The organism is Paraburkholderia gardini, assembly GCF_907164575.1.
GTDB lineage: Bacteria > Pseudomonadota > Gammaproteobacteria > Burkholderiales > Burkholderiaceae > Paraburkholderia > Paraburkholderia gardini.
In genome coordinates, this window is record NZ_CAJQYY010000015.1 from 113,755 (window position 1) to 134,475 (window position 20,721).

Below are 20,721 nucleotides of genomic sequence, written 5' to 3' on the forward strand. Positions count from 1 at the left end.
GCTCAGGGTTTCCGGCTCGCGATATCGGCTTCGCGTGCCGCTTGCAACACGCGATCGGCGCGCTGCATCAGCACGATATACACGGCGATCAGCACGAGGTAGACCAGAATCGCACCCTGCGCGCCCATATAGAACGGCAGGCTGAAACCGGCGAAACGCACACTGGCTAACGGGCCCGCGGCCAGCGGCACGACGAACGAAACGACGAAACCGATCGCCATGAGCGTCGCGATCAGCCAGAGATTGAAACGCCAGTAGCGCTGATGCGCGCGCGCCATCGCTTCCGAGACCGGTGGCGGTTCGGGCGGTGGATTGATATTTTGACGGGCGGTGTGGTTTGGCGCGGCCATGCGCCTGTGTATCAAAAAGCCACTGCCCAGGCAATAAGGATTGTCATCGCAGTGGCTTCGTTCAATGCAGGTTGTAGCGCGGACCAGCGGCAAACCGCGCCGCCGGCCGCGAACACGTAACGCTTAAAGCGATTCGCCGAGCTGGTCGAGGATCGCCGGATTCTCCAGCGTCGACACGTCCTGGGTGATCGCTTCGCCCTTCGCGAGCGAACGCAGCAGGCGGCGCATGATCTTGCCGGAGCGCGTCTTCGGCAGGTTCTCGCCGAAACGGATGTCCTTCGGCTTCGCGATCGGGCCGATTTCCTTGCCGACCCACGCACGCAGTTCATTCGCGATCTTCACGGCTTCCTCGCCTTCTGGACGCGTGCGCTTCAGCACGACAAACGCGCACACGGCCTCGCCCGTCGTATCGTCAGGGCGGCCCACCACGGCCGCTTCCGCGACGAGCGGATTCGCGACCAGCGCCGACTCGATCTCCATCGTGCCGAGGCGGTGACCGGACACGTTGAGCACGTCGTCGATACGGCCCATGATCGTGAAGTAGCCGGTGTCCTTGTCGCGCACCGCGCCGTCTCCCGCGAGATAAAGCTTGCCGCCGAGTTCCTCGGGGAAATAGCTCTTCCTGTAGCGCTCCGGATCGCCCCACACGTTGCGCAGCATCGCGGGCCACGGACGCTTCACGACAAGAATGCCGCCCTGCCCGTTCGGCACGTCCTGCCCGGTTTCGTCGACGACGGCCGCCATGATGCCCGGCAACGGCAACGTGCACGAACCCGGCACGAGCGGCGTCGCGCCCGGCAGCGGTGTGATCATGTGGCCGCCGGTTTCGGTCTGCCACCACGTATCGACAATCGGGCAGCGCTTGCCGCCGACGTTCTCGTGATACCACATCCATGCTTCCGGATTGATCGGCTCGCCGACCGTGCCGATGATGCGCAGCGACGACAGGTCATAGCTCTTCGGATGCACTTTCGCATCGGCTTCGGAAACCTTGATCAGCGAACGGATGGCCGTGGGCGCCGTATAGAAAACGCTGACCTTATGCTTGCCGATCATGTCCCAGAAGCGGCCGGCGTTCGGATACGTGGGCACACCTTCGAACACGACCTGCGTGCCGCCGAGTGCCAGCGGCCCGTACGTGATGTAGCTGTGACCCGTGACCCAGCCGATGTCGGCGGTACACCAGAACACGTCGGTGGGCTTCCAGTCGAACGTCCACTTCATGGTCTGCGCAACCCACAGCAGATAGCCGCCGGTGCTGTGCTGCACGCCCTTCGGTTTGCCGGTCGAACCCGATGTATAGAGAATGAAGAGCGGATGTTCCGCGCCCACCCATTCCGGCGCGCACTGGTCCGACTCGGCCTGCGTGATTTCGTGCATCCACAGGTCGCGCCCTTCGGTCCACGCAACCTTGCCGCCGGTACGCCGGTAGACGATCACGCTCTTCACCGCTTCGCAGCCGCCCATCGTGAGCGCTTCGTCGGCGATGTTCTTGAGCGGCAACGCCTTGCCGCCGCGCATCTGTTCGTCGGATGTGATGAGCGCTACCGCGCCCACGTCGACGAGCCGCTCGTTCAGCGACTTCGACGAGAACCCGCCGAACACGACGGAATGGGTGGCGCCGATGCGCGCGCAGGCCTGCATCGCGACGACGCCCTCGACCGACATCGGCATGTAGATCACGACGCGGTCACCCTTCTTCACGCCGCGCTTTTTCAGCGCGTTGGCAAAGCGCGATACGCGTTGCAGCAGGTCCTGATACGTGACGTTGGTGACGGTGCCGTCGTCGGCCTCGAAGATCATCGCGACACGCCCACCGTTGCCGGCTTCGACGTGACGGTCGATGCTGTTGTACGACGCGTTCAGTTCGCCGTCCTCGAACCATGTGTAGAACGGCGCGTTCGATTCATCGAGCACCTTCGTGAAGGGCTTCTTCCAGCTCAGTGTTTCACGTGCGAGACGCGCCCAGAAGCCTTCATAATCGCGCTCCGCTTCGGCGGCGAGCGCACGGTACGCGTCCATGCCGGGTATGGAAGCCTGCGCCGACATATCGGCGGATGGCGGGAAGACGCGGTGTTCCTGAAGAACCGATTCAATCGCAGACATCGACTACCCCTTCGTGAAGATGAAATCTGAAAATCCGTGCGAACGCGCCTGAAGTACACGTGCGTGCCCTGCCGCGTGCCGCATTGTCTCCTGCCTGTGCGCCATGTTCTTCACCTGTGGCGCACCGCGTGATGCTGTTGTGCCGTGATTCATCACCGGCCACTTGCCTGATTTGCCTCTCACCATAAAGGCCGCAACTTACCGGGCACTTACGTTGACGCGAGTTGACGCGAAGACCGGCGCGGCAGACGCACCTGCATCCGCGCAGGGATTTCAATGCTAACTGAAGCGGCCCAATGTTGGCATGGGTTTGCTGAATGAGTCAGACAATTGGGCATGCCGGCACACCAGGGTTGAACCTGGTGTGCCGACGTCTACAGGCGACGCGGCATGCGTCGTAGCGGGCATCGCGCCCGCCAGCCTGAAGATGAAGCGCGTGCAGCCCGTCGCGTCGTGACTGCCCGCTCCGTTCGGGTAAACCGGGAGGACGCTGTACAATAGCGCGCCTGACACGGTCGCGCGGAACCGCAAGCGACCGCATACGTAGACGTTGTTGCACACGTAACGTACGCGTTACCGCACGCCGCCCGGTCCGTGTCCCCGCTGTCCGATACAACCCTCTGCCTGGCCACTGCCATCGCCCATGTCCGCACCGCGCCACGATATCGCCCAACCGCCACATGCGGCCACTTCCGGCAGTCATTTTCACCAGAACTCGAAGCACACGCATCCGCGGCACTTTCACGAGCCGCATGCCCAACAACCGGTTTCCCCCTTACAGGCGCAGCAGGAGTGATCGCGATTCCACCAGTCCGTGCGAACCGCGACGATAAAAAGCGCCCCTTGTCCCCACTGAGCTAGCCATGACCGTCATCAAACAGGAAGACCTGATCCAGAGCATTGCTGATTCGCTTCAGTACATCAGCTACTACCACCCACTCGATTACATCCAGGCCCTTGGCCGCGCGTATGAACTCGAAGAGAGCCCGGCCGCGAAGGACGCGATCGCGCAGATCCTGACCAACAGCCGCATGTGCGCCGAAGGCAAGCGTCCGATCTGCCAGGACACCGGCATCGTGACGGTGTTCGTGAAGGTCGGCATGGACGTGCGCTGGGCGAGTGAAAACGGCAGCGCGACGATGGGCGTCACCGACATGATCAACGAAGGCGTGCGCCGCGGTTATCTGAACCCGGACAACGTGCTGCGCGCGTCGATCGTGAGCCCGCCCGAAGGCGCGCGCAAGAACACGAAGGACAACACGCCGGCCGTGATCCACTACGAGATCGTGCCGGGCGACAAGGTCGACGTGCAGGTCGCGGCGAAAGGCGGCGGCTCGGAAAACAAGTCGAAGTTCGCGATGCTGAACCCGTCGGACTCGATCGTCGACTGGATTCTCAAGACCGTGCCGACGATGGGCGCAGGCTGGTGCCCGCCGGGCATGCTCGGCATCGGCATCGGCGGCACCGCTGAGAAAGCGATGGTGATGGCGAAGGAATCGCTGATGGATCCGGTCGACATCCAGGACATCATCGCGCGCGGCCCGAAGGGCTGGATCGAGGAACTGCGTATCGAACTGCACGAGAAGGTCAACGCGCTCGGCATCGGCGCGCAGGGTCTCGGCGGTCTCGCCACCGTGCTCGACGTGAAGATCATGGCCGCACCGACGCACGCCGCGTCGAAGCCGGTCGCGATCATTCCGAACTGCGCGGCGACGCGTCATGCGCACTTCACGCTCGACGGCTCGGGCGTGGCGAAGCTCGAAGCGCCTTCGCTCGACGCATGGCCGAAAGTGCAGTGGGAACCGGACACGGAAAAGAGCCAGCGCGTCGACCTGAACACGCTGACGCCGGCAGAAGTCGCATCGTGGAAGCCGGGCCAGACGCTGCTCTTGTCGGGCAAGATGTTGACGGGCCGCGACGCGGCCCACAAGCGCATCGCCGACATGCTCGCGAAGGGCGAAAAGCTGCCGGTCGATTTCACGAACCGCGTGATCTATTACGTCGGCCCGGTCGATCCGGTGCGCGATGAGGCAGTCGGTCCGGCAGGCCCGACGACGTCCACACGAATGGACAAATTCACCGAGACCATGTTGTCGCAAACAGGCCTCATTTCGATGATCGGTAAAGCAGAACGCGGCCCGGTTGCCATCGAGGCGATCCGGAAGCACAAGGCGGCCTATCTGATGGCGGTTGGCGGCGCGGCGTATCTGGTGTCGAAGGCCATTCGCAGCGCGAAGGTGCTGGCATTCGAAGACCTCGGCATGGAAGCCATCTACGAGTTCGACGTAAAAGACATGCCGGTGACCGTTGCGGTCGATTCGTCGGGTACGTCGGTGCATCAGACGGGCCCGAAGGAATGGCAGGCGAAGATCGGCAAGATCCCGGTCGCCACGGTTTAAGCGTCATGATGCGTTGATAAAGGCCAGGGTCCTGCGCCCTGGCTTTTTCATTTACCCCAGCACTGATAGCGCCTTGAAGGACCCGCACGAACAGGTGCGGCCTTGGCTTTTTCGGTCATGGCGTTTATTGTTGAAAGAATCAGAATCCCGAGCCCCATAAGGAAAAAATCATGCAAGGCGACAAGAAGGTCATCGAATATCTGAACTCGCAACTGAAAAACGAGCTGACTGCGATCAACCAGTACTTTCTGCATGCGCGGATGTACAAGCACTGGGGCCTCGACAAGCTCGGCAAGCATGAATACGACGAGTCGATCGGCGAAATGAAGCACGCCGATCTGCTGATCGAACGGATCTTCATGCTCGACGGTCTGCCGAATCTGCAGGATCTGCACAAGCTGCTGATCGGCGAGGAAACGAAAGAGATTCTCGAATGCGATCTGAAGCTCGAACAGATCTCGCAAGCCACATGCAAGGAAGCTATTGTGTATTGCGAATCCGTTCGCGATTTCATCTCGCGTGAAATCTTCACGACGATTCTCGACGACACCGAAGAACACATCGACTGGCTGGAAACGCAAATCGATCTCATTGACAAGGTCGGTATCCAGAACTATCAGCAATCCGGCATCGGATCGCTCGAGTCCTGATCCTGATACAGTGACGCAATTCCGTTCGCACGGCACGCATCGACGCTGGCGCGAACGGCAACGGCCTCCGTTTTTTGCCGGTTCGTTCGCTTTAGCGTCCGTTTTCCCGCCCGCCTCCCCCGTTCGCATATGACCGCACCGCAGGACGTTTCTTCGCGCACGACCGCCGCTGCGGCATTCGACGGCACGGCATCCGGTTCACATACTGCTTCCGCTTCCGCTGACCCTTTAACGCCGACGCCGTTGTCTTCAGCGCACGCGCCCATTGGCATCTTCGATTCTGGGCTCGGCGGCCTTTCCGTGCTGCGTGCGGTGCGCGCGCAGTTGCCGGGCGAATCGCTCATCTATGTGGCCGATTCGCTGTACGCGCCATACGGTGAACGCGACGACGATTTCATCGCCGACCGCACGCTCGCCATCGGACAATGGCTCGTCAAACAGGGCGCGAAGGTGCTGGTCGTCGCGTGCAACACGGCTACTGCGCAATCGATCGCACTCGTCCGCGAGCGGCTCCCGATTCCGCTGATCGGCGTCGAACCCGGCGTGAAGCCCGCCGCGCTGCAATCGAAGACGCGCGTCGCGGGCGTGCTCGCCACGCAGGTAACGCTGCGCAGCGCCCGTTTCCAGGCTCTGCTGCAACGCTACGCCGCCGACTGCCGCTTTCTGTGCCAGCCGGGTCACGGCCTCGTGCAGGCGGTCGAACGCTGCGATGTCGGTTCGGCCGAACTGCGCGCGCTACTGCAAAACTATCTGCAACCGATGCTCGATGCGGGCGCCGACACGCTGGTGCTCGGCTGCACGCACTACCCGTTCCTCGACGCCGCGATCCGCGACATCGTCGGCGACCGGTTGACGTTGATCGATACCAGTGTCGCCATCGCGCGCCAGCTCGAGCGCGTGCTCGACCAGCACGGGCTGCGTGTCGCCAGCGGCGGCGAACCCGCGGTCGCACCCCGTTTCTTCTCGACCAGCGACGGCACTCATCTGCAGCAGCTCGCCGAAACGCTCCTCCATCTCGCCGCGCCGGTCGACCGCGTGCACATCCCGTCGCGCCGCACCGCCGCGCCTGACCCGCAAGCCGTCTGAGCCTCCGCCAGGCGTCCGCCTGGCTGGTTCAGCGCGCTTTTCCCCGCCTCCGCCCCCTTCCGGCGTCTGTGGAAAACCCTCCTAACAGACTGGTTTTGTTACAAAAATCCGGATATGACGCTTGCCAAACGCCTCAAACATAATGATAATAATTCGCATTAACGTTAGCTATCGCACCACACCATGATCGTCTGCGTATGCAAGTCTGTTTCCGACCGGAAGATCCGCGCCTCCATCGCGGAAGGCATCGATTCGTTCGATGAGCTCCAGTTCGAACTGGGCGTCGCGAGCTGTTGCGGCAAATGCGAGGAATCCGTGCGCGACGTCATGGCGCAAAGCGGCGTTTGCGCGAGCCGCTGCGCCGTCGAGCATCATGCGCAACCGGTGCCGCTGATGTTTTACGAACGCAAAGCTGCCTGATATCGCGGGCGTGCCTTGCGTGTCGCGCCGTCGTCCGTTGTTCCGATCCACCCCGCCGTCAGCAAGCCAGTCACGACAACAGCCAGCTACCGCTCACCCTGTAACAGGAGTTCGAGATGGAATTGCTGATCGGTTTTCTGACTACCCTGTGCATCTCATTGCTGATCTTCCGAAAATGACGTCGTTTCGCCCGCAGTATTGCATCGGCGGCACGTCCGATGCCGTCTGGCCCCGCTAACATGCAGGCTTCGTACAACCTCCCTGCCGGGCTTTCGCCGGCCCAGCCCGCCCGCTTCAGTCCCCGCATCGTCACGGCGACCGCTATTGTCGTCGCGCTGCACGCCGCACTGCTGGTGGCCGTCCTGATCGCCCGCGACGAGCCGGTGCCACGCGCGCTCGAGTCGCGCACGATCACCGCCGAACTGCTGAGCCCGACGCCCGTCGCCGCGCCGGCCGCGATCCAGTCGACGCCGACGCCGCCCAAACCCACGCCACCCGTGCCGCATCTGAAACCGAAGGTCCAGCCGCGCCCGGTGTCCAGACCGACACCAACGCCGCTGCCGGAAGCCGCCGCACCATCGCAGCACGAGATCTCCACGCCACAACCCGCGCCGCCGGCACCCGCCGCGCCTGCCACACCGGCACCGGCGCCGGCCGAAGCAGCCGCGCCCGCAACCGGCAAACCGACGATGGCGCTTTCCGCACCGAAGAACGTCGCCCATCTCGATTGCAGCATCGCGCAGCCCGATTACCCGGTGCTGTCGAAACGCCGCAACGAAACCGGCACGGCGATGGTCAGGTTCGTCGTCGGGCTGACCGGCAAGATCGAAAACATCGAGTTGAAGAAAAGCAGTGGTTTCGGCCGCCTCGACGACGCCGCGCTCGCCGCGATGCACAGCAGTTCGTGCAAGCCGTACGTCGAAAACGGCGAGGCGATCCGCGCGGCCTATACCCAGCCTTTCTCATTCAGCCTGACCGACTGATCCAGATTTTCACAAAGGAATTGCAATGCAAAACTACGGTATCGCCCACGTATGGGCGCAAGGGGATTTCGTGACGCGTGGGATCGCGCTCACGCTCGTGATCATGTCGGTGTTGTCGTGGACGGTTATCGTCATCAAGAGCTGGAACGTCATGCGTCTGAATCGCCTGACGAAGAACGCCGAACAGGCGTTCTGGCATTCGGACGATCTCGCTGACGGCGTGAAGAAGCTCGGCGCGCACGCCTCGACGCCGCAGGACAATCCGTTCCTCGCACTCGCGCTGGCGGGCCAGGAAGCCGCCGATCACCATCATCAGACGCAGCCTCATCTGCACGACCGCATGGACGTGTCCGACTGGGTCACGCGCTGCCTGAAAGACACGATGGACGAAAGCATCGCGCGCATGCAGAGCGGTCTCGCTGTGCTGGCATCGATCGGCAGCACGGCGCCGTTCGTGGGACTCTTCGGCACGGTGTGGGGCATCTATCACGCGCTGCTGGCGATCGGCGCGTCGGGTCAGTCATCGATCGACCAGGTCGCGGGGCCGGTCGGCGAAGCGCTGATCATGACGGCGTTCGGTCTTTTCGTCGCGATTCCAGCGGTGCTCGGCTACAACGCACTGACGCGCGCGAACAAGGCCGTCGTGAGCAAGCTGAGCCGTTTCGCGCATGGTCTGCACGCATTCTTCGTGACGGGCGCGCGCCTGTCGTCGAGCAAGCGCGGCGACGGCCTGCGTCTTGCCGCGCGCACCCACTGAGCGAGGCATTTCCATGGCAATGAGCCCCTTTGCCGGCGACGATGAAGATGGTCTGATGAATGAAATCAACATGACACCGCTCGTCGACGTCATGCTGGTTCTCCTGATCGTTTTCATGGTCACGATTCCGGTGATCCGCCACGCGGTGAAGATCGACCTGCCGCACGCGAGCAGCCAGAAAGAAGAGACGAAGCCCGCGCAGGTCACCGTCAACGTGGAGGCCGACGGCACCGTTCTGTGGGACAACACGCCCGTCACCGACGACGCATTGCGCGCGAAGATCGCAGCCGCCGCGCAGGTCACGCCGCAGCCGGAACTGCATCTGAACGCGGATCGCAAGGTCGCGTATGAAAAGGTCGCCGAAGTGATGTCCGCGGCGCAGGCGGGCGGTCTGACGAAGATCGGTTTCGTCACCGAGCCGAAGAAGTAATATGCTGCTTCGTTGCAGCGTCCGGGAGCAGAAAACCCCTGTATTCAAGGGCTAAAACCAGGGGCTAAACGCGACGGATAAAGTAAAAGGCCTTCATCGTCAGATGAAGGCCTTTTTTTGTGCGCACTCGGCGCCTTCGGGCGGCGGGATCACTTGCCATGAGAATAGCCGGAGTCACCGCATGCGACAGCCGTGGTCGACACGGACAGCGCGCTCAGCCCTATCAGGCTCGCTATGATAGCGGCCATGAGTTTTCGCATAAGAGACTCCTTAGCGAAGGGATTTCACTATAGGCCCGTCAGCGCGCGCATTCAAGCAAACGGCCATTGAAAGTACCGATCACTGCCCGCGCTTAAATGCCAAAAGCGATATCTGCCGCTCTCGGCGCGTCTGCTGCTTTCAGCGCACGCGGCTCGGGCCGGCTATCCGGGCACTCCCTCATCATGTACGCACCGCTCCGCTCATCGAGCATCTCGACCAGATAGTCGACGAACGCGCGCACGGCCGGCACCATCCCCTGCCGCGAGACGAACACAGCGTAGAGCTGCGGCGTCGGCAGTGTCCAGCCCGGCATCACCGGCGAAAGTTTGCCCGAGCGTAACGCCGCGCCGTACATCATCTCCGGCAACGCGGCGATACCCACGCCCGCCAGCACCGCTTCGAGCACCATCATCAGGTCGGCGCTCACGAGACGCGGCTCGTGTTCGTGCAGGTGACGCGTGCCATCGGGCGCGATCAGCGTGAACACGTGACGCCCGTCGGTGGTCGGCGTATCGAGCGTTTCGAAGCGCGCGAGGTCGGCCGGTTCCAGCGGCGGCGCATTCTGGTTCAGGAGGCTCGGCGCGCCGACCAGCATCTGCTGTGTGCGCCACAGCGGCCGCACCACGATGTTGGCGCTTTGCGGCGGCTCCGAGCGCACGCGCAACGCGATGTCGATCGAATCCTCGTACAGATCGACGACGCGATTCGTCACCCGCATCACGACACGCACTTCGGGATAGCGATGCATGAACTCGGGCATGATTTCCGAGAGGATCGTCTGCGAGACCGTAACCGGCACGCTCACGCGAACCGTGCCGCGCGGCGACGAACGCAACTGCTGGACCACGTTGACGGCCGCCTGCGCTTCCGTGAGCATCGCCTGGCAATGCTGGTAGAACAGCTGACCGGCTTCCGTGAGCGCGAGCTTGCGCGTGGAACGCTGCAACAGCCGCACGCCGAGCGACGCTTCGAGTTCGGTCAGACGGCGTGACAGGCGCGACTTCGAAATGCCGAGCACCCGCTCCGCCGCCGAGAATCCCCCGTGCTCGACGACCTGCGAGAAGTACATCAGGTCGTTCAGGTTATGCGAATCGATCTTCATTTCATCGTTCCACTCATAGAACAATCCATTGCGAGACGGCGGCTGGCACCGCGAAAATGCGTCCCTATAATAGCGCTATGTTTCAAAAATGATGCTATTCCCCATTTTTCGAGGTGACTTTGATGAGCACGACACGCACGATCGAACGCACGTATCCCGCGCTTCGCACGACCGAGGGTGGTGGCTTCATCGTCCATCGCCCGTTTCCGACGCGCATGCTGATGGATTTCGATCCGTTCCTGCTGCTTGACGAGATGGGTCCCGTCGACTACGCACCCGGCGAAGCGAAAGGCGCGCCGGATCATCCGCATCGCGGCTTCGAGACGGTCACCTATGTGCTTGAAGGCGAATTCGGCCACAAGGATTCCGCCGGCCACTCGGGCACGCTGCGCCAGGGCGACGTGCAATGGATGACGGCGGGCGCCGGCGTCGTGCATAGCGAGATGCCCGATCCATCGTTCGTCGCCACGGGCGGCCGCGTGCATGGCCTGCAGGTGTGGGTGAACCTGCCGCGGCGCGACAAGATGATCGCGCCGCGTTATCAGGAAATGCCGTCGGCGGGCATTCCGGTCGCGACTTCGGCGGACGGCACCGTGCGTGTGAAGGTGATCGCCGGCGAGGCGCTCGGCGTGAAGGCGCCGATCGAAACGCGCACGCCGATCCTGTATCAGCATTTCACGCTGCAACCGGGTGCGAGCATCGTGCATCCGGTGCCGCGCGATTTCCGCGTGTTCGCCTACGGGCTGTCCGGCAAGGGCCTGTACGGCGAAGCGCGTCGCGACGTCGATGCACGCACGATGGTCGTATTCGGCGACGACGGCGACACCGTGACGCTCGCCGCCGGCGAAGAACCGCTCGACGTCCTGCTGCTGGGCGGCGTGCCGCTCAACGAACCCGTAGTGCGTTACGGCCCGTTCGTGATGAATACCGAAGAAGAAATCCGTCAGGCGGTCATCGACTACCAGGCCGGCCGGATGGGACAGATCACGCATTGATCGCGGCGCACGCCGCACACCTCGCAGGTGTTGTCCTGCCCGTCTGCCGCCGGCAGGCGCGACGGCGCCCCGGCACCCTGCAAAGGGGCGCGGCCCGAAGCTTCACAAATTCGTTCACAATAACGGCTCATGCCGCGCCTGACGTGCCCCGCGCGGCACCCAACCGTTTTCCCGCAGGAGATCGCATGGTAGAGCCCGCAGTCACCGCCCACATTGGTTCGACGAATTTCCAGGTCCTGCTGGACGACGGCGCCCACACATGGATCGCCGACGAGCCTGAATCACTCGGCGGCGGCGATCGCGGTCCGGGGCCCGTTTCGATGCTGCTGTCGAGCCTCGGCGCGTGCACGTCGATTACGCTGAAGATGTACGCACAGCGCAAGGGCTGGCCGCTCGCCGACGTGCGCGTGACGCTGTCGATCGAGACCGGCGAGGAAGGCACGACAATCGATCGCAAGGTCACGCTCGAAGGCGACCTCTCCGGCGAGCAGCGGGAACGGCTCCTGCAAATAGCCAATGCATGTCCGGTGCACAAGATCCTGACACGTCCGATCTCGGTGCGCACCGGACTCACCGCGGCCTGATACCCATGCATAACCGGCGCCGATTGTTGATACCGGTTGCGCAGCGTCTTAAGAGGAAGCAGTCGTTTTGAATTTCGAACATCTGATCCAGATCAACGACCCGATGAACCCGCTCGTCGAAATCATGACCCGCGAGCAGTTATGGGAAGGGCTTGTGCTACGCGCCGAACAGCCGCAGCTCTTCGTGCTGGGTCTCGACAGTTGCACGATCCTCTCGCGTACGGACAGCACGCTCGAGCGCGAACTGCATTACGGCGAGGCGACCGTGCGCGACCGCGTCACGCTCACGGCGGACGAAAGCGTGCGTTACGACATTCTCGCGACGCAATCCTATGTCGGCGGATCGCTCACGATGTCGATCGAGCAGCCCGACGGCCTGCAGCTCTTCCTGCGCTTCAAGTACGAAACCACGCTGCCGGCCGCCGATACCGAAGACGAACGCACCACCAGCGAGATCGTGAAATCGGCCTATCGCGAGTCGGACATCGACACGGTCCGCCTCATCCGTCAGTACGTGCAGGGCGGTGGCCAGGCGCCGGGCCAGTTGCACTGATTTCATGGCGCCTGCCTGTGCGACGGCCCGCTGCGACCGTCGCGATGCGCCGCTTGCTTGATCGGACCCTGGCTACCGCGAGACACGCCTCACGCATTGCCCGCGGCAAGCTTGTAGTCCGACAATCTGAATACCTCGACGGTCGCCTTCAGGTCGCGCCCCTGTTCTTCGAGCGACTGCGCGGCGGCCGCCGCTTCTTCGACGAGCGCGGCGTTCTGCTGGGTCACTTCGTCCATCTGCGTGACTGCCAGTGCAACCTGCTCGATACCGGTTTGCTGGTCGGTCGAAGCAGCGGATATCTCACCCATGATATCTGTCACGCGCCGCACGCTCGTATCGATCTCATTCATCCGCTGGCCGGCCTCCGCGACCAGCAAACTTCCGGCACGCACACGTTCAGCGGACGTTTCGATCAGCGCCTTGATTTCCTTTGCGGCAGACGACGAGCGTTGCGCAAGTGTGCGCACTTCTGCCGCGACCACAGCGAAGCCGCGGCCTTGTTCTCCGGCCCGGGCAGCTTCGACCGCCGCATTGAGCGCGAGGATGTTGGTCTGGAATGCAATGCCTTCGATGATCGCGATGATGTCGCCGATCTTTGTTGAACTCTGACTGATTTCGGCCATCGTGGCGACAACCCGGCTCACGACCGCGTTGCCCCGTTCGGCCGTGCCGACGGCGCTCGACGCAAGCGTACCGGCGTGCCGCGCATTGTCGGTATTCTGCCGCACCGTGCCGGTCAACTCTTCCATGCTGGCCGCCGTCTCTTCGAGCGAGGCCGCCTGTTGCTCCGTGCGCTGCGACAGGTCGAGATTGCCCGATGCAATCTGGCTCGACGCCGTACCGATACTCCCGGCCACGGCACGAATGCGCTGAACGATGCCCTCCAGGGAGCGGCTCATCGCGAGGATGGATTCCATCAGTTCGCCGAATTCGTCGACTCGGGTCACCGTCAGTTTCGCGCTCAGATCGCCTTGTGCAATTCTCGCCGCCAGTTGACTGACTTCGAGCAAAGGCCTGCGGATTGACCGGATCAGTGCAGCAGCACCGGTCAGTACGCTCAGTGCGAGAACTGCAATCAATATCGCCGTTGTCGCAAAGATGATGTATCGCTGACGTGCGAAATCTGCCTGGGCCGTCGCCAGTTGCTGCTCCTGCAGTTCGACAAATGTCCTTATCGCGTTGCCGTAAGCAGTCTGAACCGGCATGTATTGCTCGTGCAACATGGCAAGCGCTGCCGGCTTTCCGGCCTCGCTGGATTGCATGGCCACGACTTTGTCCCGGGTTGCCAGCACCTGCCTGCGCAATCCGGCGATCGTGTCTAACTGCTTCCGGTCCGCGGCGGTGTGTGCGAGGGTGGCTATCGTCTTCTGCACTGCGGCGATCCGGGAAATCGTCGCGGCGTTGTCCTTGCTGAAGACATCCGATAGCGCGGGATCGGCGCTGATAATCATTGCCTGCGTGCGCACTGCCGCAGTGTCCGCGAGCTTCGACCACGCGTAAGCAACAGTCACTTTCGCCGACAGCATTTTCAGCGAGGTTTCCCGTTGCACCTCCATGCTCGCGAACCGCCACATCGACAAGCCAACGATGCCGAAAATCAGCATCAGCAGCAGCGCGGTTGAAATCCAGAGTTTGGTGGCGAGTTTCATGCAACCCTTGTTCCATGAGCTGTCGCGATAGGGGCAACAGTGTTTAAGCAAGCCCGCTCGATACGTCCCGGCCGGATTACCGGGACGGGACGGCAAACAAATACATTCGATATGTCGCGCGAGGCCGACGCGATGCACAGATGGCCTGCGATACACCGGGCGGGTGTCCGTTCGACGAGGCGATTCACTCGCGGCTACGCTCTCACGATGACGCTTCCCACACGGATGTAGCCGCGACGCCTGCCCGGCGAGGGACGCCGCGGTCACGTCCACGGCAGGGTCAAGCAACGTCATCTGTCATGCCGGCTCCATGCCGTGACGAAGCTTGACGGGGCCCGCCGCGGGAGAGCCCAGAAATGAGAGCAGTGCCCACGACGCATCTTTTTGTCTGGATAGCATGCAGATGGCCGCCGAGAAAACGGTGACGATCTGGATTTCAGGCGGCAGCGGTCCGAGAACATCGATGCCCGACACGTGCATCAACTCGCTCGACTGCTGGAAACCGAGTTCGACCTCCCCGCGCGCGACGAGCATGCCCACCGGAACGCCTGGCGGCGCCTGCACGATGCGCGGCGCGATGGCCTGCGCGATACCCCAGCGCTCGAACAGCCGGCTCAGATGCACACCGCTGGGCCCCGTCGAATAGCCGATGCTGCGCGCGGCCAGAATCGCGTCGCGAACGGCCGCTTCACTGCCGATGTCGGGCCGCGGCGCACCGGCCGCCACCGCGACCGCGACGCCTGAACGGGCCACGTCAACCCGACTGGCCGGATCAATCCGGCCGGCTTCGACCAGCCTGTCGAGTGCGTCGGCCGCCAGCACGACGACGTCGAACGGCTCGCCTTCCTGAACGCGCCGGGCGGCGGCAACGCCTCCGATCGACTCGATCGTCACCCGCTGCCCCGACAGCCGCTCGTATTCCGGGACCAGCCCGGCGAGTATCTGACGCGTGGCCATCGAGGAAATGCCGGTGATCGCTTCGCCCGTGGTGGGACCCTTGACCATGTTTGCCGCCCTCATCAATCGATGTAACGCAGGCCCGCCTGCCGCAACGGTTCACGCATGCTGTACATGTCCAGACCAAGCACGCCCGAGGCCAGCTTCGCGCGCTTCTCGCCTTCGTTGGCCTCGCGTGCGATCGCTTTCTCGAACACCTTCTGCGCCACCGCTGCCGGCACCACGACCACGCCATCGTCGTCCGCGACGACGACGTCGCCCGGGTTCACCAGCGCTCCAGCGCACACCACCGGAATATTCACCGACCCGAGCGTCGCCTTGACGGTGCCCTTCGCGGACACCGCCTTGCTCCACACCGGGAACTGCATCGAGGCCAGCTCGCTGATGTCGCGCACGCCACCGTCGATGATGAGCCCGCGCGCGCCGCGCGCCTTGAAGCTCGTCGCGAGCAGATCGCCGAAGTAGCCGTCGGTGCAGTCCGTGGTGACCGCCGCCACGACGATGTCGCCCGACTGGATCTGCTCGGCCGCGACGTGCAGCATCCAGTTGTCGCCCGGTTGCAGCAGAACCGTGACGGCTGTGCCGCCCGTGCGCGCGCCAGCATGGATCGGGCGCATATAAGGCTTCAGCAGGCCGACGCGGCCCATCGCCTCGTGGACTGTTGCCGAGCCGAGCGCGCCGAGCTTCGTAGCGACGTCGCCGTCCGCGCGTTTGATGTTGCGATACACCACGCCAAGTTCATACATGATCAGATCCCCTTCTTTTTCAGTGCCGCGTCGAGACGTGGATACACGCGACGCGCGTTACCTTCGTAGATCCTGTAACGCTCATCCGCATCGACATGCGCGGCTTCGATGTAGCGTTTCGTGTCGTCGAAATAGTGGCCCGTCTCCGGATCGATGCCACGCACCGCGCCGATCATCTCGCTCGCGAACAGGATGTTGTCGACGGGAATGACGCGCGTGAGCAGGTCGATACCGGGCTGGTGATAGACGCACGTATCGAAGAAAACGTTGTTGAGCAGATGATCCTTCAACAACGGCTTTTTCAGCTCCTGCGCCAATCCGCGAAAGCGCCCCCAGTGATAGGGCACCGCACCGCCGCCGTGCGGGATAACGAAGCGCAGCGTCGGGAAATCGCGGAACAGGTCGGATGTCAGGCACTGCATGAACGCGGTCGTGTCCGCGTTCAGATAGTGTGCGCCGGTGGTGTGAAAGCACGCGTTGCAGCTCGTGCTCACGTGGATCATCGCGGGGATGTCGTACTCGACCATCTTCTCGTAGATCGGGTACCAGTAGCGATCCGACAGCGGCGGACTCGTCCAGTGACCGCCCGACGGGTCCGGGTTGAGATTGATCGCGACGTTGCCGAACTCCTCGACGCACCTGACGAGTTCGGGAATGCACGTGGCGACGTCCACGCCGGGGCTTTGCGGCAGCATCGCAGCCGGCACGAAGTGATCGGGAAACAGCTGGCTTACGCGGTAACACAGTTCATTGCAGATCGCAGCCCACGTGCTGGAGACCTGAAAATCGCCGATGTGATGCGCCATGAAGCTCGCGCGCGGACTGAAAATCGTCAGATCGAGGCCGCGTTCGCGCATGAGCCGCAACTGGTTGCTTTCGATCGACTCGCGCAGTTCGTCGTCGCCGATCTGCAATCCGGACGCCTTCGACATCTCTGACGGATTGCCGATGCCCGCAATCTGGCGGTTACGCCACGCCTCCAGCGCTTTTGGCGCGGTGGTGTAGTGGCCGTGGATATCAATGATCATCGTCGCTCCGGATAACTGGATAATTAATTGAATTACCGCTCGATTACTTGAGTGTGATGCGCCGGCTTCGCTAGCGAGACTCGTCTGCTACACAGGTGCCTCGCCCTAAAACGTATGCTGCATGCCAACGCCGTATGTACTCCCCGATGGATTGGCCGTCAGCTTGTCGTACGAATAAACCACATACACATACGTACGTTTGGACAAGATGTAGTCGTACGCGATGGATCCGGTATTGCGCACGTTGCTACCGTTCAGCGGCGCGCTATGTCTGGTCCGCGCCCACTCGGCGATAATCTTGTTCGACGGCGTCAACGGAATGGAAACACCCAGTTCATACGTATGCGAGCCGGTCTCGACATTGTGGTTACTGGTCATCTGCGCGGCCCCATAGAGCTTGATCAAGTTAAAGTCGTAGGCCGCGCCCGCGAGGTAAAGGTCCTGTCCGGTCGACGGCGCGACCGCTGCTGTTCGTACGCGCTGCGCGGAGAACACAGCTGTCAACGGTCCCTTTGCGTAGGTCAGGTGCAAACCGATGTTGTCGCGGCCCTGATGCCCAGTCGTGCTGCTGACGCCGTAGATCGCCGTAGCCTTGAGTCCGCCATAGCTGGGTGAAACATACTCGACGGCGTTGTCCCAGACGGTGTCGCCGATCTCCGTATTGTTGTAGCTCGCGGTGTACGACTGCACGATCAACGGCGAGAACACCACTGACGAGCCAAACGGATTGACGAGCTGCTGATTGATATAGGTCGGATTGGTCTGTTCACCGAACTTGAACGTGCCGTATGCCCCGGTCAATCCGACATAGGCGTTGCGCGAAAACAGGCCATCCGTCGTGTTGCGGCCCATCTGCCCCGTGTTCGGCCTGAAAAAACTTTCGAGCGCGAAGATCACCGCATTGCCGCCGCCAATGTCCTCGCGGCCACGCAGGCCCCAGAACGACGTTGTCATTCCGCCGCCCGCCAGCTGTACCGTGCTTGCCCGCGCCGTGCTCAGTCTCGAACTGTCGATATACATGCCGATCAATCCATACATCTGCACCGAAGAGGATGGGATCGCCGCTGTGCCAGCCACGGCCTTCGAATCGTCGGCGTATGCGGTGCGTGCGACGAGCCCGCTGACCGCGAGCAATGCCACGGAAAAGCGTGCCGCGTTGAGTTTCGGAAGCGTACGGGTACGGCTATTTTTTATTGTCGTCATGTTTTGTCTCTAAACCAGTTTGTAATTTTTTGCGCGAGCGACTCCCGCTGCGTGCGCGAAAAGCGCACGCAGCCAGCAAACACTCCGTTTTTTTGCCTGACGGCCGTTCAGTCGGTGCGTCGGTGCGACATGACTGCGTTCAGTTTCGAACGATCGAGTTCGTTCTCCCACGCGGACACCACCAGCGTGGCGACACCATTACCGATGGTGTTGGCGATCGCGAGCCCCGTTCCCATGAAGCGATGAATGCCGAGAATCAGCACCATGCCGGACACGGGAATAATCGGGAACACCAGCAGCGTCGAGGTCAGCATCACGAAGGCTGCCCCAGCCACGCCGCTCGCGCCTTTCGACGTCAGCATCGCGACGCCCACCAGCGTCAGTTGCTGCGTCAGGCTGAGTTCGATGTTGAAGGCCTGCGCGATAAACAGCACGGCCATCGTCAGATAGATATTGGTGCCGTCGAGATTGAACGAATAGCCGGCCGGAATCACGAGACCCACCACCGATTTCGAACAGCCTAGCCGTTCGAGTTTTTCGAGCATCTGCGGCAGCGCGGCCTCGGACGAACTCGTGCCGAGCACGATCAGGATTTCCTCGCGGATATAGCCCAGAAAGCGCAGGATGCTGAAGCCGAGCATGCGCGAAATCACACCGAGCACCACCAGCACGAAGAAAACGAGCGTCACGTAAAACGCGCCGATCAGCTTCAGCAGAGGCACCACGGCGCCGATACCATAGGTGCCGATCGTGAACGCAATCGAGCCGAACGCGCCGATCGCCGCAACCTTCATGATGATGTGGACGATGCCGAAGAACGTCTGCGCAAATTGATCGAGCATGCGAACCAGCGGCCGCCCGTGTTCTCCCATCGCCGCGAGCGCGGCGCCGAACAGCACCGAGATCAGCAGGATCTGCAGTACGTTACCGGTCGAGAACGCGCTAAACACGGTGTCGGGAATGATATGCATCAGAAACTCGACCGTGTTCTGATGATGCGCGGCGGTCGTGTAGGCGGCGAGCGCCTTGGTATCGATCGTGGCGGGATCCAGATTGAAGCCGGTGCCGGGATGAAACAGATGCCCCATCACGAGGCCGATCACGAGTGACAGCGTCGACACCACTTCGAAATACAGCAGCGCCTTGCCGCCGACACGCCCGACCTTCTTCATGTCACCCATGCCGGCCATGCCGGTGACCACCGTGCAGAAGATGATCGGGCCGATCACCATCTTGACGAGCTTGATGAACGCGTCGCCGAGCGGCTTCATCTGCACGGCGAGTGTCGGCATGAAATGGCCGAGCATCACGCCGAGAAGAATCGCGACGAGTACGTGGAAATACAGCGAGCGATAGAAGGGCTTCTTCGCGCTGCGTGCGGGAGAGGCCATCACGGCACTGTCGTTCATGACGCCGCTCCCTGATCGGCCGGAATGGCCGCAAGGGCCGCGTGGAGATGCATGTCGGTCATCGTGGTTTCCTGATATGAATGTTGGAGCGAAAAGCCGGTCAACCCTGGATTTTCGCCTGTCTGCCATTCTTGATGTGGCAGTTCAAAAGAGAGCGAAACGAACAGTTCGCTCAGAATCCGTAAAGCCGTGCCGGGTTCGTAACGAGCAGTTGTTCGCGCAGCGCCGCGTCCGGACAGAAGCGGAACAGCAAATCGACCAGTTCGCCGTCGTTCGGCATGTCCTTGCTGATGTTCGGATGCGGCCAGTCGGTGCCCCACAGCACGCGATCCGGCGCGGCTTCGATCAGCGCGCGCGCGAAGGGAATCGCATCGTCGAACGGACGGCGGCCCGCGGACACGCGCTCGGCGCCGCACACCTTGACCCATGCGAGCGGATTGCGCATCAGTTCGAGCAGTTGCCTGAACGGCTGCTGCTCTACCCCGGCTTCCGCACGCACACGGCCCATGTGGTCGATGACGAACGGCACCTTGATGCGCGCGATCCGCCCGGCGTATTGCAGGATGTCCTGCGCGTCGAGATGCAGTACGACGTGCCACCCGAGCCGCTCGATACGTTCGAGCACGCGGTCGAATACGTCGAGATCGGGCGCACCGCCCAGATGGGCGACGAAATTGAAACGCACGCCGCGCACGCCGCGTGCATCGAGATCTTCCAGCTGCTCGTCGGTGACATCGCCGTCGACGATCGCGACGCCGCGATAGCGTCCGTTGCCGCGTGCAATCGCATCCAGCATCGCGGTGTTGTCGGTGCCGTGGCAACTGGCCTGCACGATCACGCCGCGGCTCGCGCCGAGATGATCATGCAGCGCGACAAGGCGCTCGAAAGGCGCGTCGGGCGGTGTATAGCTGCGGTCCGGCGCGTACGGAAACACGTCGGCAGGGCCAAATACATGGCAGTGTGCGTCGCAGGCGCCGGCGGGCAGGCGCTGAACGGGTCGAACGGGATGGGGATCGGGTGGCAGGCAGGATTTCATGGAACGTTGTCTCGATT

General features: G+C 62.4%; 20 protein-coding genes. 10 read left to right on the forward strand and 10 right to left on the reverse strand.

Features of this window, described 5'->3' with window-relative positions; translation table 11 throughout:
• Positions 1–2 precede the first annotated feature (2 nt).
• Both LPA34_RS14380 and acs read right to left on the reverse strand, forming a co-directional pair.
• The gene (locus LPA34_RS14380) at positions 3–350 is read right to left on the reverse strand and encodes a DUF4212 domain-containing protein (protein ID WP_228979179.1); all 348 of its coding nucleotides are present in this window, start codon (positions 348–350) and stop codon (positions 3–5) included.
• A gap of 123 nt (positions 351–473) precedes the next feature.
• Positions 474–2,456, reverse strand: coding sequence for an acetate--CoA ligase (gene acs / locus LPA34_RS14385; RefSeq protein ID WP_228979181.1), 1,983 nt, complete (start codon positions 2,454–2,456; stop codon positions 474–476).
• A gap of 863 nt (positions 2,457–3,319) precedes the next feature.
• Here acs and LPA34_RS14390 point away from each other — a divergent pair.
• The 7 genes from LPA34_RS14390 (at position 3,320) to LPA34_RS14420 (ending at position 9,181) form a co-directional block, all read left to right on the forward strand.
• On the forward strand, positions 3,320–4,855 hold the full coding sequence (locus LPA34_RS14390) for a fumarate hydratase (protein WP_228979182.1): 1,536 nt from the start codon (positions 3,320–3,322) through the stop codon (positions 4,853–4,855).
• A gap of 170 nt (positions 4,856–5,025) precedes the next feature.
• Entirely contained in the window at positions 5,026–5,505 is a 480-nt protein-coding gene (gene bfr, locus LPA34_RS14395; protein ID WP_228979184.1) for a bacterioferritin, read from the forward strand.
• A gap of 243 nt (positions 5,506–5,748) precedes the next feature.
• A complete protein-coding gene (gene murI / locus LPA34_RS14400; RefSeq protein WP_228979190.1) occupies positions 5,749–6,591 on the forward strand; it encodes a glutamate racemase in 843 nt (280 codons plus the stop codon).
• Between the two features lie 183 nt (positions 6,592–6,774).
• The gene (locus tag LPA34_RS14405) at positions 6,775–7,011 is read left to right on the forward strand and encodes a (2Fe-2S)-binding protein (RefSeq protein WP_228979192.1); all 237 of its coding nucleotides are present in this window, start codon (positions 6,775–6,777) and stop codon (positions 7,009–7,011) included.
• A 239-nt stretch (positions 7,012–7,250) separates the two neighbouring features.
• Positions 7,251–7,994, forward strand: coding sequence for an energy transducer TonB (locus LPA34_RS14410; RefSeq protein WP_228979267.1), 744 nt, complete (start codon positions 7,251–7,253; stop codon positions 7,992–7,994).
• Positions 7,995–8,019: 25 nt separating this feature from the next.
• Complete coding sequence (locus LPA34_RS14415) at positions 8,020–8,751, forward strand: MotA/TolQ/ExbB proton channel family protein (RefSeq protein WP_228979194.1); 732 nt, start codon at positions 8,020–8,022, stop codon at positions 8,749–8,751.
• A 13-nt stretch (positions 8,752–8,764) separates the two neighbouring features.
• Entirely contained in the window at positions 8,765–9,181 is a 417-nt protein-coding gene (locus LPA34_RS14420; protein ID WP_228979196.1) for an ExbD/TolR family protein, read from the forward strand.
• 352 nt (positions 9,182–9,533) lie between these two features.
• Here the strand turns inward: LPA34_RS14420 and LPA34_RS14425 are convergent, their stop codons facing one another.
• Positions 9,534–10,544, reverse strand: a complete 1,011-nt coding sequence (locus LPA34_RS14425; RefSeq protein ID WP_228979197.1) for a LysR family transcriptional regulator — start codon at positions 10,542–10,544, stop codon at positions 9,534–9,536.
• Between the two features lie 122 nt (positions 10,545–10,666).
• On the opposite strand from LPA34_RS14425, the gene LPA34_RS14430 reads away from it, so the two are divergent.
• From LPA34_RS14430 to LPA34_RS14440, 3 genes are all read left to right on the forward strand, one after another.
• The gene (locus tag LPA34_RS14430) at positions 10,667–11,539 is read left to right on the forward strand and encodes a pirin family protein (RefSeq protein ID WP_228979199.1); all 873 of its coding nucleotides are present in this window, start codon (positions 10,667–10,669) and stop codon (positions 11,537–11,539) included.
• 185 nt (positions 11,540–11,724) lie between these two features.
• On the forward strand, positions 11,725–12,123 hold the full coding sequence (locus tag LPA34_RS14435) for an OsmC family protein (protein WP_228979200.1): 399 nt from the start codon (positions 11,725–11,727) through the stop codon (positions 12,121–12,123).
• A gap of 67 nt (positions 12,124–12,190) precedes the next feature.
• Complete coding sequence (locus tag LPA34_RS14440; protein WP_228979202.1) at positions 12,191–12,676, forward strand: SRPBCC family protein; 486 nt, start codon at positions 12,191–12,193, stop codon at positions 12,674–12,676.
• An 89-nt stretch (positions 12,677–12,765) separates the two neighbouring features.
• Here LPA34_RS14440 and LPA34_RS26985 read toward each other — a convergent pair whose 3' ends face one another.
• The 7 genes from LPA34_RS26985 to LPA34_RS14480 form a co-directional block, all read right to left on the reverse strand.
• Positions 12,766–14,325: a methyl-accepting chemotaxis protein gene (locus tag LPA34_RS26985; protein ID WP_324251744.1), complete on the reverse strand. Its 1,560-nt coding sequence runs from the start codon at positions 14,323–14,325 to the stop codon at positions 12,766–12,768.
• A 297-nt stretch (positions 14,326–14,622) separates the two neighbouring features.
• Entirely contained in the window at positions 14,623–15,330 is a 708-nt protein-coding gene (locus LPA34_RS14455; protein ID WP_228979204.1) for a substrate-binding domain-containing protein, read from the reverse strand.
• Between the two features lie 14 nt (positions 15,331–15,344).
• Positions 15,345–16,028 (reverse strand): 4-carboxy-4-hydroxy-2-oxoadipate aldolase/oxaloacetate decarboxylase, encoded by a 684-nt coding sequence (ligK, locus tag LPA34_RS14460; protein ID WP_228979206.1) that lies wholly within the window; start codon positions 16,026–16,028, stop codon positions 15,345–15,347.
• A gap of 2 nt (positions 16,029–16,030) precedes the next feature.
• Positions 16,031–17,056, reverse strand: a complete 1,026-nt coding sequence (locus tag LPA34_RS14465; protein ID WP_228979208.1) for an amidohydrolase family protein — start codon at positions 17,054–17,056, stop codon at positions 16,031–16,033.
• A 105-nt stretch (positions 17,057–17,161) separates the two neighbouring features.
• Complete coding sequence (locus tag LPA34_RS14470) at positions 17,162–18,259, reverse strand: porin (protein WP_228979210.1); 1,098 nt, start codon at positions 18,257–18,259, stop codon at positions 17,162–17,164.
• 107 nt (positions 18,260–18,366) lie between these two features.
• Positions 18,367–19,668, reverse strand: a complete 1,302-nt coding sequence (locus LPA34_RS14475) for a dicarboxylate/amino acid:cation symporter (RefSeq protein WP_228979212.1) — start codon at positions 19,666–19,668, stop codon at positions 18,367–18,369.
• A gap of 172 nt (positions 19,669–19,840) precedes the next feature.
• Positions 19,841–20,704: an amidohydrolase family protein gene (locus tag LPA34_RS14480; RefSeq protein WP_228979214.1), complete on the reverse strand. Its 864-nt coding sequence runs from the start codon at positions 20,702–20,704 to the stop codon at positions 19,841–19,843.
• Positions 20,705–20,721 lie beyond the last annotated feature (17 nt).

Excerpts from the sequence above, each read along its gene's own strand:
- LPA34_RS14405 (WP_228979192.1), top strand. The coding sequence starts at position 6,775 with ATGATCGTCTGCGTATGCAAGTCTGTTTCCGACCGGAAGATCCGCGCC.
- LPA34_RS14455 (WP_228979204.1), bottom strand. The coding sequence starts at position 15,330 with ATGGTCAAGGGTCCCACCACGGGCGAAGCGATCACCGGCATTTCCTCG.
- acs (WP_228979181.1), bottom strand. The coding sequence starts at position 2,456 with ATGTCTGCGATTGAATCGGTTCTTCAGGAACACCGCGTCTTCCCGCCA.
- LPA34_RS14415 (WP_228979194.1), top strand. The coding sequence starts at position 8,020 with ATGCAAAACTACGGTATCGCCCACGTATGGGCGCAAGGGGATTTCGTG.
- LPA34_RS14420 (WP_228979196.1), top strand. The coding sequence starts at position 8,765 with ATGGCAATGAGCCCCTTTGCCGGCGACGATGAAGATGGTCTGATGAAT.
- LPA34_RS14475 (WP_228979212.1), bottom strand. The coding sequence starts at position 19,668 with ATGAACGACAGTGCCGTGATGGCCTCTCCCGCACGCAGCGCGAAGAAG.
- LPA34_RS14425 (WP_228979197.1), bottom strand. The coding sequence starts at position 10,544 with ATGAAGATCGATTCGCATAACCTGAACGACCTGATGTACTTCTCGCAG.
- LPA34_RS14390 (WP_228979182.1), top strand. The coding sequence starts at position 3,320 with ATGACCGTCATCAAACAGGAAGACCTGATCCAGAGCATTGCTGATTCG.
- bfr (WP_228979184.1), top strand. The coding sequence starts at position 5,026 with ATGCAAGGCGACAAGAAGGTCATCGAATATCTGAACTCGCAACTGAAA.
- LPA34_RS14435 (WP_228979200.1), top strand. The coding sequence starts at position 11,725 with ATGGTAGAGCCCGCAGTCACCGCCCACATTGGTTCGACGAATTTCCAG.
- LPA34_RS26985 (WP_324251744.1), bottom strand. The coding sequence starts at position 14,325 with ATGAAACTCGCCACCAAACTCTGGATTTCAACCGCGCTGCTGCTGATG.
- LPA34_RS14480 (WP_228979214.1), bottom strand. The coding sequence starts at position 20,704 with ATGAAATCCTGCCTGCCACCCGATCCCCATCCCGTTCGACCCGTTCAG.
- LPA34_RS14430 (WP_228979199.1), top strand. The coding sequence starts at position 10,667 with ATGAGCACGACACGCACGATCGAACGCACGTATCCCGCGCTTCGCACG.
- LPA34_RS14410 (WP_228979267.1), top strand. The coding sequence starts at position 7,251 with ATGCAGGCTTCGTACAACCTCCCTGCCGGGCTTTCGCCGGCCCAGCCC.
- ligK (WP_228979206.1), bottom strand. The coding sequence starts at position 16,028 with ATGTATGAACTTGGCGTGGTGTATCGCAACATCAAACGCGCGGACGGC.
- LPA34_RS14380 (WP_228979179.1), bottom strand. The coding sequence starts at position 350 with ATGGCCGCGCCAAACCACACCGCCCGTCAAAATATCAATCCACCGCCC.
- LPA34_RS14465 (WP_228979208.1), bottom strand. The coding sequence starts at position 17,056 with ATGATCATTGATATCCACGGCCACTACACCACCGCGCCAAAAGCGCTG.
- LPA34_RS14470 (WP_228979210.1), bottom strand. The coding sequence starts at position 18,259 with ATGACGACAATAAAAAATAGCCGTACCCGTACGCTTCCGAAACTCAAC.